Raw genomic sequence first — 14,961 nt, 5'->3', positions numbered from 1 at the left:
GGTAATCTGATTTTTTGAACTCTTTAGTTTAGGCGTAGATTAACCTACACTTCCTTCTAAAGAAATCTCTAATAATTTTTGTGCTTCTACAGCGAACTCCATTGGCAACTTATTCAACACATCCTTAGAGAATCCGTTAACGATAAGTGCAATCGCTTTTTCTGTAGGAATACCACGTTGGTTACAATAGAAGATTTGGTCTTCACCGATTTTACTAGTTGTCGCCTCATGCTCGATCTGAGCAGTAGTATTCTTAGCCTCTATATAAGGGAATGTATGAGCACCACACTCATTACCCATTAATAAAGAGTCACATTGAGAGAAGTTACGAGCATTCTCAGCTCTAGGTCCCATCTGAACCAATCCTCTATAACTATTTTGAGATTTACCAGCAGATATACCTTTCGAAATAATAGTAGACTTCGTATTCTTACCTAAGTGAACCATCTTAGTACCTGTATCCGCTTGTTGGAAGTTATTCGTCACAGCGATAGAGTAAAACTCACCGATAGAGTTATCCCCTTTTAATATACATGATGGATATTTCCATGTCACAGCAGATCCAGTCTCTACTTGTGTCCAAGAGATCTTAGCATTCTTCTCACATAGACCACGTTTAGTCACGAAGTTAAACACTCCTCCTTTTCCTTCACTGTCTCCAGGGAACCAGTTTTGAACAGTAGAATACTTAATCTCAGCATCATCCATAGCGATAAGCTCTACTACAGCAGCGTGTAATTGGTTCTCATCACGTGACGGTGCAGTACATCCCTCTAAGTAAGAAACATAACTACCCTCATCAGCGATCACTAATGTACGCTCAAACTGACCTGTACCAGCTTGGTTAATACGGAAGTATGTAGACAACTCCATAGGACAACGAACACCCTTAGGAATATAACAGAATGAACCATCAGAGAATACTGCAGAGTTCAGCGCCGCATAGAAGTTATCTGTCTGTGGTACCACAGTACCTAAATATTTCTTCACTAGCTCTGGGTGCGTCTTGATCGCCTCAGAGATAGAACAGAATATAATACCTTTCTCAGCTAGAGTCTCTTTAAATGTAGTCGCTACAGACACAGAGTCCATCACGATATCCATCGCTACACCAGTAAGACGCTTCTGTTCGTTAAGCGAAATACCAAGTTTATTAAAAGTCTCTATCAGTTCTGGATCCACCTCATCTAAGCTCTTATACTCATCCTTCTTCTTAGGTGCAGAGTAGTAAGATATAGCTTGAAAATCAGGTTTAGTATAGTTCACATTAGCCCATTCCGGCTCCACCATCGATTCCCAAATACGGAATGCTTCTAATCTCCACTCAGTCATCCACTCAGGCTCACCTTTCTTAGCAGAGATAGCTCTAACAATATCTTCATTTAACCCAACAGGAAATGTCTCTGACTCTATATCAGTATAGAATCCATACTCATACTCCTTGGTTTCTAATTCTTTCTTTAAATCTTCTTCTGTATACTTACTCATATATTTATACTTAAAAGCCACTACTTTCTCGTACGCTTCTTTTATTAAACTAATTATCAAAAGGAAAGAAAGACAGACGTACATCCGCCTTTCTACCTTGAGGTCTTATAATGAAAAGCTTTCTCCACATCCGCAAGTTCTACTTGCATTTGGATTGTTGAAATAAAAACCTTTACCGTTCAATCCTCCAGAATACTCTAAAGTCGTTCCTACTAGGTACAAAAAGCTTTTCTTATCCACAGCGATTCTCACACCATTGTCTTCGAAAATCTTATCGTCTTCTCCTATCTCGTGATCAAATTTTAATTGATACGAAAGTCCGGAACATCCTCCGCTAGTCACTCCTACACGTACATAATCTGTAGTATGGTTAAACCCTTCATCTTCCATCAAAAGGGCTACGCGTTTACTCGCTATATCTGAAACTTTTATCATACCTTTTTTAAAATAGATTAGTTCTAAAATTTGATTTACAAAGGTATTATAAAAAAATGGTTTCTTGTACTAACTAACATATTTATAACGATTAGAAGTTTTAATACTAATATCGATAAAAACTATCGTTAGAACTCCTTTTTTGATATTCTTTCCTAACTACTTTAGTAAAAAAACTACTGAAAACTAATCACTTAATTCGATTATTTAGCACTACTAAAATACTTTATCGCAAATATTGTACCTTTAATTCAACTATTCAAGGACATTTAAAAGAATGTATTGAACAAATCAAGGCATTATTTTTTTAAAAAGACAAAGTTATCCTTTATCAATAAAATATAAAAGTAAGAATCGATAATATTTTGAACACTAAAACAGATACTAATTCTACCTTAAAAGAAGTCCCCTTTCCCACATCAAACAAACCCAATCAACATCAAAGTAGAGACGGATTATCATCCGTGTCAAACAAACAAATCAACCCATTCAAAACACAAACAAACCCAATCAATATCAATGTAGAGACGGATTATTATCCGTGTCAAACAAACAAATCAACCCATTAAAAACACAAACAACCCCAATCAACATCAATGTAGAGACGGATTATCATCCGTGTCAAACAAACAAAATAACCCATTAAAAACACAAACAACCCCAATCAACATCAATGTAGAGACGGATTATTATCCGTGTCAAACAAACAAATCAACCCATTAAAAACACAAACAAACCCAATCAACATCAAAGTAGAGACGGATTATCATCCGTGTCAAACAAACAAATCAACCCATTAAAAACACAAACAATCCCAATCAACATCAAAGTAGAGACGGATTATCATCCGTGTCAAACAAACAAATCAACCCATTAAAAACACAAACAATCCCAATCAACATCAAAGTAGAGACGGATTATCATCCGTGTCAAACAAACAAATCATCATCAACATCAAGCAAACAAAATAACACATTCAAAACACGAACAAAACACCCCATTCAAAACTCATTATAAAACCTATCCTTATTCCAACGTGAAGGATTAGTATGAATATAATTAGCAATATTCTGATACGCAGAAACTGTTCTGATAATATGGTCATGATACCCATCTTGCCAAAAGAACGCTATACCAAGACTATTAGCATCTTTCTTTACTCCTACTTTAAACCCCTTTATTATACTTCCTAAACTTCCAGATACGTTTTTAAATTCCATGATATTATCAACATTCTTAGTTTTATCATTCCCTCTATTAATATGTAAGATACCATGCACATGATTTGGCATTACAATAAATGCATCCAAAACAACAAATGGGTAATAATGAGGGATACTAAACCAACAATTTAAAACACATCTCCCTAAATCATTTAAGTACATCTTATCTTGAAATATATACCCAAAATTATGTTTCATATCTCTTGTACAAATAGTTATAAAATACGTTCCGTCATTTGTATAATCCCACCATTTAGCTCTATTCGAAGATCGATTATACACACCTTTAAACTTCTTATTCATAATTCTTTTTTAATGAATAAACAGCAAAAAGTAATCCTTACTAATATGTATATTAAAGATTTACAATTTAATAATATTGATGTATATCTATCCTTTGCGAGTTTAATATAGTTTTTAAAATTCTTTGGGTAACACGGATGATAATCTGTGTGTACATTGATTGGGGTATTTTGTTTGACACGGATAATAATCCGTCTCTACTTTGATGTTGATTGGGATTGTTTGTGTTTTGATTGGGTTGATTTGTTTGTCTGACACGGATAATAATCCGTCTCTACTCATAACACAATTCCTTCTCCCATCATGCAGAAGGCTACCCTTCCTAATTCCTAATTTTAAATTCTTCATTAACTATCGCCCTCTTTTGCCCTTTTTGGTTAGTATTGGAGATATTGCCTTACTTTGGTTAGTTTATTTCAACATAACCAACTATTAGTAAACAATTTACCATTTTTAATTAAAAAATTGTTCGGAAGCTGTTCGGTAATGAGTAGTGTTTACTTAGGATAAGTACCCTTTTACCGAACCGTACTAAATCTCTACCCGAAGCATCTATATACTACTATCATTTCCTTAGATAACCGATTAGATCCTCTGCTATACCAAGGCCAGTGACAGACTTTTGCAAAAAAGAGAGACTAGGAGAAATAATTTTAGTAATTTGCACCTAACTCAAATAAACTAAAACAATTATGAAACTATACGCTATAGAAAGTGGCAACTTTAAACTAGATGGTGGTGCTATGTTTGGCGTTGTTCCTAAAGTGATTTGGAACAAAACCAACCCTGCTGATGCTAATAACCTCATCGACTTAGGTGCTAGACTACTCCTTATCGAAGAGGGCAACAGACTGATCCTTATCGATACAGGTATGGGAAATAAACAATCTGATAAATTCTTTGGTTATTATAATCTATGGGGTGACCATAGCATAGATAAGTCTCTAGCTAAGCATGGCTTTCATAGAGATGATATCACAGATGTATTTTTGACACACTTACACTTCGATCACGTAGGAGGTGCTGTAGACTGGAATAGTGATAGAACAGGATATGTAAACGCTTTTAAAAACGCTAAGTACTGGACGAATGAGAATCACTGGGAATGGGCAACTAAACCGAATGCGAGAGAGAAGGCTTCTTTCTTATCAGAGAACATACTTCCTATACAGGAGAGTGGTGCACTACACTTCATCCCAAAGACTGAAGGAAACATACTGCACAACTCCGAATTAGGCTTTGATATCTTCTTCGCAGATGGACATACTGAGAAGCAAATGATCCCTATACTGAACTATAAAGGCAAAAAGATAGCTTATGTAGCCGATCTACTGCCTACAGTAGGACACATCCCTCTTCCTTATGTTATGGGATATGATACAAGACCTCTGCTAACACTAGACGAAAAAGAGAAATTCTTAAAGATGGCAGCTGATGAGAATTGGTATTTGTTCTTAGAACACGATGCTCATAATGAAATCATCACTGTGCAACATACTGAAAAAGGAGTGAGACTAAATGAGAATTTAAAAGCTAATGAAATCTTAATTTAGTGTTAAGTACACTTTCAAGATGTAACTTATTTATATTTTTAGCACGAATAACATTGATAATTTAAATTTAACTATAATGCGATTGATTAAACCTTTATACCTATCAGCTGCTTTAGCATTAGCTTTAACTAGCTGTGGTACAACGAGTACGATTACCAATACACCGATCTCGGGTGTAGATAATCTACCGAAGAGAACAACAAAACTTACAGAAGAACAATTACGCAGATGGAGTCATTTAGACATCATTAATGATACTGTTCCTGGAATGTCTGTTGACAGAGCGTATGAAGAAATTCTTAAAGGAAAGAAATTACCTAAGAAAGTAATTGTAGGAGTTGTAGATTCAGGTGTTGAGATTGATCACGATGATTTAAAAACTCAAGTTTGGACAAACCCTAATGAAATAGCTGGTAATGGTATCGATGATGATAATAATGGATACATCGATGACATCCACGGATGGAACTTCTTAGGACAGTCTGTACACGAAAATGTAGAGATGGTACGTGTGATTCGTAGAGGTGATGACGGTTCTGATCAGTACAAAAGAGCTGTGAAGGAATACGACGAAGAAATAAAAAGCAACCAAGAGAGCAAACTACGTGTAGATATGCTATTGCGCGCAAATGAGCGTATCGCAAAATACCTAGATAAGAAAGACTACACAATGGATGACTTAAACAGTATTCCATTAGATGCTAATGAAGAGATCATCCACTCTAAGAATGTTATGTATAATATCTTAGCAGGTGGAAGAGAGTTATCTTGGTTAGAAGCTTACAAAAACAGTGTAGAAAGTAAAGCGAAACACCACTTAAACTTAGAGTTCGACGGTAGAAAAATAGTAGGTGATGATCATACAGATATCAATGATAGAATCTATGGTGATAACAACGTGATCGGACCTGTAAGAGAAGAGGCTAAACACGGTACTCACGTAGCTGGTATTATCGCTCAGACTCGTGGTAATAACTTAGGTGGAGACGGTGTAGCATCTGACGTAGCAGAGATCATGGCTGTAAGAGCTGTACCTGATGGAGATGAGTATGATAAGGATATCGCATTAGGTATTAGATATGCAGTAGATAACGGTGCTAAAGTAATCAACGGAAGCTTCGGTAAATACTACGAAGAAAACAGTCAGTGGGTACGTGACGCTATTAAATATGCAGAAGAGAAAGATGTACTTATCGTAGTAGCTGCAGGTAATGATGCTATGGACTTAAACATCCCTGGAGGTGTAGAGCGCTACCCTAACGATAACGTGAAGATGGGACCAGAGATCTCTAACAACTTCTTAGTAGTAGGAGCTCTTAACCCAGAGTTTGGTAAAAATATGGTGGCTCGTTTCTCTAACTATGGAGATTATGACGTAGACGTATTCGCTCCTGGAGTGAAAATCTATGCTACTGTACCAACGAATAGTTATGAGTACTTACAAGGTACTTCTATGGCTTCTCCTAACGTAGCAGGTGTTGCAGCATTAGTGAGAGCTTATTACCCAGAGTTTACAGCTGGAGAAGTGAAGAAAATCATCATGGACTCAGGTGTAGCAGTAAACTTCGACGTAGTAGTAGGTGAGAAAAAAGAAATCAGAAATTTCCAATCTATCTCTACTTCTGGTAAGTTTGTAAATGCGTACAATGCATTATTATTAGCTGAGAAATTGTCAAAAGCTAAAAAATAAAACTTGTAACTAAGTAACCCTTAATATATAAAGCTCCACATTTATGCATAATATATGTGGAGTTTTGATTTCAAACACATTATGAAAAAAATATTACTAACTCTAGCTATTTGCTCTATTGCCCTGATAGATGCAATCGCTCAAAACAACCCTAATCCAGGTTATTGGCAACAACATGTTGACTATAAAATGGACGTGAAGATGGACGTGAAAAAGTACCAATATACAGGTACTCAAAAGTTAACTTACACAAACAATTCACCTGATACTTTAAAAGCAGTATACTTCCACCTTTACTACAACGCATTCCAACCAAATAGTGATATGGATGCGCTATTATCAAATATTGCTGATCCTGACTCTCGTATGGTAGATACTAAAACAGTGAGAGGTAGAAAAGTATTTGAAAGTAGAATCACAAAGCTAAAAGACAACGAAATAGGATACTTAAAGGTATCTAAAATGATGCAAGATGGTGAGGCTTTAGAGACGAAAGAAGTAGGTACTGTACTAGAGGTGACTCTAAAAAAACCTATCGCTCCTAAGTCATCTACTGTATTCACAATGAACTTCGACGGACAAGCTCCTGTGATGATCCGTAGAGCTGGTAGAAACTCTAAAGAGGGTGTAGCACTGTCTATGTCTCAATGGTTCCCTAAGATCGCTGAATATGACTTCGAAGGATGGCATGCTGAGCAGTATCTAGGTAGAGAGTTCCACAGTGTATGGGGTGACTTCGACGTAAAAATAACGTTAGATAAAAACTATATCTTAGGTGGTACAGGTAATATCGTAAATAATAATGAGGTAGGATATGGATACCAAGATGCTGGTATCGATGATAATTCTATCAAAAAAGGTAAAGAGCTTACATGGCACTTTAAGGCTGAGAATGTACTAGACTTTACATGGGGAGCAGACCCTAACTTCATACACGATACATATGATGGACCTGATGGAGTGAAACTTCACTTCTTATATAAAAACAACCCTGCTATTATAGATAACTGGAAAAAACTACAGCCTGTAACAGCAGAGTTAATGAAATTCTTCAATGAGAATGTAGGTCCTTACCCTTATAACCAATACTCTGTAATACAAGGTGGTGATGGAGGTATGGAATACTCTATGTGTACCTTAATCACAGGTGAGAGATCATTCCCAAGCTTAGCAGGAGTGACAGCTCATGAGTTAGCGCACAGTTGGTTCCAACATGCTTTAGCTACTAATGAGACGAAACACGAATGGATGGATGAAGGGTTTACTTCATTTATCTCTGACTTAGCAATGCTAAAGATCTTACCTAAAGACCAACAAGAAGATGTGAACCCGTTCGGATCTACTTATAAGAGCTATTACAACTTAGTGTCTAAGGGAATGCAAGAGCCATTAAGTACACATGCAGATCATTATATGACCAATAGAGCTTATTCTACTTCTGCATACAGCAGAGGGTCTATCTTCTTAACTCAATTAGCTTACTTAATCGGGTGGGATAATATGATGACTACACTGAGAACGTACTATAATGAATACAAGTTCACTCACCCTACTCCTAATGACTTCAAGCGTGTAGCTGAGAAAGTATCTGGTGCTGTATTAGACCAATATTTAATCGACTGGACACAGACGAACAACACGATAGATTACTCTATCCTATTCGTAGAAGAGGTACAGAAAAACCAAACTTTAGTTACATTAGGTAGAATGGGAAGAATGGGTATGCCTCTAGATATCTTAGTAGAATACGAAGATGGTTCTATAGAGACATTCTATATTCCTTATACTTCAATGCACTGGATCAAACCTAACCAGTTTGTACAATACGAAAGAACAGTATTAGATGGATGGGGATGGGCTCAGCCAGAGTATAAGTTCACAATCAATAAACCAAAAGGTACTATTAAGAAAATAGTGATCGACCCAAGCCAATTTATGGCTGATGTAAATCAAGAAAATAGTATCTATACAAAATAGAAATAGGCCGCAGTAGCGGCCTATTTTATTTATAAATATTTCATATTCCTTTGCTACCTTTGCAGTCTATATGGAACAAAAAAAATACAATTATCCTAAAAAGGAAAAGCTAAAAAGCAAAGCTGTAATCGAAGAGTTATTTACAACAGGCAAAACTGTGAGTAAATACCCTTTGAGAATGGTATATGTTCAGACAGCTAATCAAGAAGACCTCCCTCTAAAAGTAGGAGTATCTGTATCTAAACGTCATTTTAAAAAGGCGGTAGATAGAAACTATTTTAAAAGATTATTACGCGAAGCATATAGGCAGAATAAACACTTACTACTAGAAAATATAGATAAGCCTTATGCTATGATGCTATTCTATCAATCTAAAGATAGATTAACATTCAAAGATGTAAACGAGAAGATGATTAAGCTTTTCGAGAAATTCATAGACGCTACAACAGAAAAAAAAGAAGACAACTCTTAATAGTTTGTCTTTTTTCCCCCTTATATTTGCACTATATTAAAAATACATTTAACTTAATAGTTTTCTGATTATTAATCATTAAATAGTAATAAATAAGTATCTTTTTATTGTCGAAAAGTATTATTTATTCTTGATTGAGTTGATCATTTTTACAATATCTAGCATCTAATGCTACTTACATGTAAGAGTTCAGAAAAGCATTGTTATAAATCTGCCTGAGATTATTAAGGCTTTAAAATAGTGATAGCTCTATGCAAAATTTACAAAAAGGACATTGTTTAATTGAAACAGATAGTGACGTAGAACGCAGTTCTACCCCGAACCAAAGCGCTCTAGACCTTAATACTACACACAAAGGTCTTGAAGTAGCTAATAACAGATTGCGCCACATTCCTTTACAAGGTCAGTCTAACTTCAGAGATCTAGGTGGATATCAAACAGAAGACAATAAAACGGTTAAATGGGGATGCTTATTTCGCTCAGGACAATTGAGTAACTTAACTGCCTTAGACCTAGACTACCTTAGCTCACTTCCACTGACTACAATCGTGGACTTTAGAAGTGAAGAAGAAAGTGAAGAACAAAAAACGCTATTGCCTAAGACAGTTACTAATGAAATACTCTTGCCTATCACACCTGGTAATCTTAGTAAGAATCAGGTCATGCAGATTGTGCAAGAAGGTGATATAGGCTTAGCGACTAAGTTCTTAGTGGATATCAATGAACAACTAGTACTCCATAATCAAAGTCAATACAAAGCTTTCTTTAAAGAAGTAGAGTGTTCTGAGGCTCCATTAATGTTTAACTGTACTGCAGGTAAAGATAGAACAGGCCTAGCTGCTGCTCTACTCCTATCAGCTCTAGGAGTAAATCAACATACAGTGATAGAAGATTACCTATTGACTAATCAATATGTCAATCTTGATATACAAAGAATACAAAAACAATTTAATCTAGAAACACAACAAGCAGAAACACTTCTAACCCTATTCACAGTACAAGAACAATTCTTAGATAAGGCATTGAATACTATAGAGGAATATTATACTTCTGTAGAACAGTACTTGACAGAGATATTAGAAGTGGATATCGCTTTATTAAAAGCAAAATATCTTTACTAAACTAAGACTAGCCATGGAGTGGTATATATTCCTATTCTGACTATTAGCTTATTAGTAACCATATCGTTACAAATTACAAGTTTAAATCTGACATTTTTATGCAAGCACAGTCATCACATGGCCACAGTTCTCAATTGAATAAAATAACCTTAGGTACACTGCTGGTGACCTTAGGTATTATCTATGGAGACATTGGTACATCCCCACTTTATGTAATGAAAGCCATCATAGGAAAAGAGATTATCCGAGAGGATATTGTCTTAGGAGCTATTTCATGCGTTTTTTGGACTTTAACCTTACAGACGACCATTAAGTATGTTTTTCTAACCCTAAAGGCAGATAATAATGGTGAGGGAGGTATATTCTCCCTATATACTTTAGTCAAAAGGTTGAAGAAACGTTGGTTAATCATTCCTGCTATCATTGGAGGTAGTGCATTATTAGCTGATGGTATCATCACCCCTCCTATCTCTATATCATCTGCTATAGAAGGACTTAGAATATATGAACCAAACCTACAGACTATTCCGATAGTGATAGGAATTATCTTTATTCTCTTTGTCATCCAACAATTTGGTACCAAAGCTATTGGTAAATTCTTTGGCCCTATGATGACTTTGTGGTTCTTAATGATAGGGATAATTGGTCTATTCCACTTAATGGATAACCTTACAGTACTTAAGGCTTTAAATCCTTATTATGCAGTTCATTTACTTTCTATACACTCAGAAGGTTATTTTGTATTGGGATTTGTCTTTCTATGTACTACAGGTGCAGAAGCACTTTATAGCGATCTAGGACATTGTGGGATAAAGAATATACGCATCACTTGGGCATTTGTAAAAGCGATGCTAGTATTGTGTTATTTTGGACAAGGAGCTTATTTAATCAACTTTTCTAACCAAACACTATTACAACTATCACCAGATAATCAAAACCCCGCAAACCCCTTCTTTTTAGTTATGCCTGAGTGGTTCTTACCATTTGGTATAGCCATTGCAACAATAGCCGCTGTAATCGCATCACAAGCCCTAATAAGTGGATCATTTACACTAATCAATGAAGCGATAAGACTTAACTTATGGCCAAAAGTAAAAGTAAAATTCCCAACCAATGTAAAAGGGCAATTATATATTCCTTCTATCAACTGGTTACTATTCTTAGGCTGTGTATTCGTAGTATTGCACTTTGAAGAGTCAGGAAATATGGAGGCTGCGTATGGACTAGCGATTACCTTGTGTATGATCATGACTACAATATTACTAGGTTACTATATGTACCTAAAACGTGTGCATATTGTTGTAATCGTCTTAGTCGAACTAATATACCTAAGCTTAGAAGTCTCATTCTTTATCGCTAACGTTCAGAAGTTCACTCATGGTGGTTATGTTACTGTTATCATAGCGTCTTTACTAGCAGGTACGATGATTATAAACTACTTAGCTAAGAAAATTAGAAAGAACTATACTGAGTTTGTCAATATAGAACAGTATAAAGACATTCTTCTAGATATTAGTGGAGATACAAGCATTCCTAAATTTGCTTCTAATCTAATCTATCTAACCAACTCCAATACATGCTCTAAAATAGAATATAAAGCGCTGTATTCTATCACACAACGTAGACCTAAAAGAGCAGATAACTATTGGTTTATACATGTGAATGTTAGTGATCAACCTTATAATTTAGAATACAAAATTCAGAAGATGGGTGCTGATAATATTATCCGTGTTGACTTTTATCTAGGTTTTAGAAATGACCAAAAGATCAGTGTACTCATGAAACAAGTACTCAAAGAGCTAACAGAAACAGGAGAAGTAGATGTTATAAGTAAATATACCTCTCTACAAAAAAACAATATATATACAGACTTTGAATATGTATTGATAGAGAAAGAACTGTCTTATGACAATGAGCTACCTGCTCATGAAACTATTATTCTAACACTATATGAGTGGCTTAAAAAGCTAGCCCTGTCAGAAGAAAAGGCCTTTGGGCTTGACAGTAGCGCTGTAACCGTTGAGCGATTCCCAATGGTGATTAATCCAATAGACGAATTACCTTTACATAGAAGATACTAATACATAAAAAGGCGTTCAGTGATGAACGCCTTTTTACTTCTATTTAATTTCTTAATTCTCATTAAACTTCAATGAGTTTACGATAGATTCTACTTCCATTAAGATCCCTCTCTTTCCCATAGCTGGATTATATACTAATCCTTCTATAAACAGATATCTATTAGCTGACACATCTCTAAATACATAACTCATATAGGGGCCACTCATAAAACTATTATTCATATCCCACTCCCCTGTGAACTCATAGACCTTTCTTCCTTGTCTTACAAACTCTTTATTGTTAGGGATAAACCCTTCATTAAGTCTCAGATACGAATTATCTTCTATAGAATGTATATACTTACCATTCACTGAATCCTTCACTGCTAATAAATTATTTAGAATAGTTCCCTCTGTATTTTCAATTCTATCAATTGGTACATCGTAAATCAGAATATTACTATTACCTGAAGCAATATTCTTTTTAAACCATACAAAGTGGTAATTACTTCCAACTAACTTATAAGTAGTGGGCAAATTCAAACTAACTTGAAACTTATCTTGAAAGTAATCAGTATCAACTATCTTTCCTTCAAGAATACGCCTTGCAACGACATCAAACTCTGAGCGCAATATAGAATTTACGATAGAATCTGCATTATTCTTAAACTCTTTTATCAATCCCTTTCTAGAATCCCCACTAACTGTAAAGTACATCTGACCGGCAGTATACTTATCCTTCTCAAACAAAAAACTATTTGAATTATAATTATCTGAAAAGACAATAATATTTCTTCTATTCCTAGTCCTAGAAGAAAACAAATTAGGAGAAATCTGCTCTAAAGAGAAAGTAGATTCTGGAGGTGTGATTCCTTCTATAGGTATAGCTAAATGTTCTCTTATGCTATCCCCTACACTACCATACCATAGCCTATCATTAATGACTATAAGTATCTGATGAGGTTCGTCCATAGGATTATTAGATCTATTCTTAGCAGACCGATCTCTACACCCAACTAGGGCAAATAATACTAACATTAAGCAACCTACATACCTCACACTATACTCTCCTATTTTCTATTCTAATTAAGTCTTAACTTCATACCTGGACGAATGTCATCTGAGTCCTTCATATTATTTAAGGACTTTAATTTAGACACGGTCACTCCAGCAAATTTCTTACTTATCGATGATAAAGAATCTCCTCGCTGCACTGTATAGAAATTATTCTTAGTACCACCTGACGCTTGAGCTACAGCTTTTTTACCTACCACTAATTTCTTACCAGGATAGATAACATTACCTTTCATATTGTTCAGTTTCTTTAACTGAGCTACCGAAATACCATATTTATTAGCAATAGTACCTACACTCTCTCCCTTGCGTATCGTATGATAACGCGGATTAACAGAGCTACTTTCTACTATAGACTCTGCAACTACAGCATAGTTAGGCTGTTCTTTTTTAGAATCTACGAAGTCTACATAAGCATACATCTTCTCCTCATTAGAAGCCATTAAACCTATTTTCTTTACAGGTAGTCTTAAGAAGTTCAGTTTACCACTATCATAAGGAATCACTTGTAACTTATACGTTGGGTTTAAGAACTCTATTTCTTCTTTAGATACATCTAATAAATTAGCGATTTGGTCAAAAGACATTGTTTTCTTAATCGCTATTGTATCAGTCTCTACTACCTTTATAGGTGCCTTTTTAGACGTGATACCATGCTCTTTTGCATATTCAAAAATATACATAGTAGCATAGAACGCAGGCAAATAGTTTTGTGTTTCACGTGGAAGATTTGGTCTAATATTCCAGTAATTCGTATATCCATTAGAACGACGAATCGCTTTACTAACGTTACCTGGTCCAGCATTATAAGATGCTAACACTAAATCCCAATCACCAAACATACCATACAAGTCTGACAAAAACTTAGCAGCAGCCTCAGATGACTTTAATGGATCTATACGATCATCTATATAAGAAGTTACTTCTAGATTATATTGTTTACCTGTAGGATACATGAATTGCCATAGACCTGTAGCTCCCACTCTAGAACGAGCTACAGGGTTAAGTGCAGATTCCACTATAGATAAATACTTAACCTCTAAAGGAACATTTTGTTTTGCTAATTGCTCCTCAAACATTGGGAAATAGTATTCTGATAAGCCTAATAACCTCTCAAAAGAACGTTTTCTATTCTTTAAAAATGATTTAATCACTCGCTCTAATGTTTCATTGTATTCAACATTAAAAGGTGTTTTCTCATTTAATCGTTTTAAACGTTCTTTTAAAAGCTCAGTAGGTAATTCATCAAAACGAACATCTCCTTCGTCAAAGTTTGCATCAGCTAACTCGTTCTCTAGCTCATTAAATAAATCTTGGTTCAATAACTCATTCAACCAGCGCTTCTCTATAGAGGCACTACTAGCATGGTTAACGAATGTCTTTTTAATAGAGTCCAGATACACCTCTGGGCTCATTTCTTTCTTTGATACTTCTGTAAGCGTACTAGGCTCATTCTGTCCCATGACTGAGTACGAAAAAAGACCGCATGCTAATAAAGTTAATACTTTGTAATTCATCGCGCTATGTATTATAAAATCCCTATGCTTATATATATAAGCATAGGG

Annotated in this window: 11 protein-coding genes; 6 read left to right on the top strand and 5 right to left on the bottom strand. The window is 35.3% G+C overall.

The genetic code is table 11. The features are described 5' to 3' along the window. Window positions 1–39: 39 nt before the first annotated feature. From sufB to MPR_RS00180, 3 genes are all read right to left on the bottom strand, one after another. Window positions 40–1,488, bottom strand: coding sequence for a Fe-S cluster assembly protein SufB (gene sufB / locus MPR_RS00190; protein WP_041895060.1), 1,449 nt, complete (start codon window positions 1,486–1,488; stop codon window positions 40–42). A 105-nt stretch (window positions 1,489–1,593) separates the two neighbouring features. Next, entirely contained in the window at window positions 1,594–1,923 is a 330-nt protein-coding gene (locus tag MPR_RS00185; protein WP_041888227.1) for a HesB/IscA family protein, read from the bottom strand. Window positions 1,924–2,924: 1,001 nt separating this feature from the next. Continuing rightward, window positions 2,925–3,449 (bottom strand): transposase, encoded by a 525-nt coding sequence (locus MPR_RS00180; protein WP_041888225.1) that lies wholly within the window; start codon window positions 3,447–3,449, stop codon window positions 2,925–2,927. Window positions 3,450–4,141: 692 nt separating this feature from the next. On the opposite strand from MPR_RS00180, the gene MPR_RS00175 reads away from it, so the two are divergent. The 6 genes from MPR_RS00175 to MPR_RS00150 all read left to right on the top strand — a co-directional run bounded on the left by MPR_RS00175 (window position 4,142) and on the right by MPR_RS00150 (window position 12,343). Further along, the gene (locus MPR_RS00175) at window positions 4,142–5,002 is read left to right on the top strand and encodes an MBL fold metallo-hydrolase (protein WP_041888224.1); all 861 of its coding nucleotides are present in this window, start codon (window positions 4,142–4,144) and stop codon (window positions 5,000–5,002) included. A gap of 76 nt (window positions 5,003–5,078) precedes the next feature. After that, the gene (locus MPR_RS00170) at window positions 5,079–6,692 is read left to right on the top strand and encodes a S8 family peptidase (protein ID WP_041888222.1); all 1,614 of its coding nucleotides are present in this window, start codon (window positions 5,079–5,081) and stop codon (window positions 6,690–6,692) included. A 54-nt stretch (window positions 6,693–6,746) separates the two neighbouring features. Further along, window positions 6,747–8,669, top strand: coding sequence for a M1 family metallopeptidase (locus MPR_RS00165; RefSeq protein ID WP_041888220.1), 1,923 nt, complete (start codon window positions 6,747–6,749; stop codon window positions 8,667–8,669). 70 nt (window positions 8,670–8,739) lie between these two features. Next, a complete protein-coding gene (rnpA, locus tag MPR_RS00160) occupies window positions 8,740–9,141 on the top strand; it encodes a ribonuclease P protein component (protein WP_041888218.1) in 402 nt (133 codons plus the stop codon). Window positions 9,142–9,392: 251 nt separating this feature from the next. Continuing rightward, window positions 9,393–10,262 carry a tyrosine-protein phosphatase gene (locus MPR_RS00155; RefSeq protein ID WP_041888216.1) on the top strand — a complete coding sequence of 290 codons (870 nt, stop codon included), beginning with the start codon at window positions 9,393–9,395 and terminating at the stop codon, window positions 10,260–10,262. Window positions 10,263–10,360: 98 nt separating this feature from the next. Next, a complete protein-coding gene (locus MPR_RS00150) occupies window positions 10,361–12,343 on the top strand; it encodes a KUP/HAK/KT family potassium transporter (RefSeq protein ID WP_041888214.1) in 1,983 nt (660 codons plus the stop codon). A gap of 51 nt (window positions 12,344–12,394) precedes the next feature. Here the strand turns inward: MPR_RS00150 and MPR_RS00145 are convergent, their stop codons facing one another. Together MPR_RS00145 and MPR_RS00140 are read right to left on the bottom strand one after the other, a co-directional pair. After that, window positions 12,395–13,360 carry a DUF4837 family protein gene (locus MPR_RS00145; RefSeq protein WP_235280486.1) on the bottom strand — a complete coding sequence of 322 codons (966 nt, stop codon included), beginning with the start codon at window positions 13,358–13,360 and terminating at the stop codon, window positions 12,395–12,397. Window positions 13,361–13,404: 44 nt separating this feature from the next. Then, on the bottom strand, window positions 13,405–14,913 hold the full coding sequence (locus MPR_RS00140) for a lytic transglycosylase domain-containing protein (RefSeq protein WP_041888212.1): 1,509 nt from the start codon (window positions 14,911–14,913) through the stop codon (window positions 13,405–13,407). Window positions 14,914–14,961: the final 48 nt, after the last annotated feature.

It is taken from the genome of Myroides profundi (assembly GCF_000833025.1).
Lineage (GTDB): Bacteria > Bacteroidota > Bacteroidia > Flavobacteriales > Flavobacteriaceae > Flavobacterium > Flavobacterium profundi_A.
This window is presented reverse-complemented; position numbering and strand designations above follow the sequence as displayed.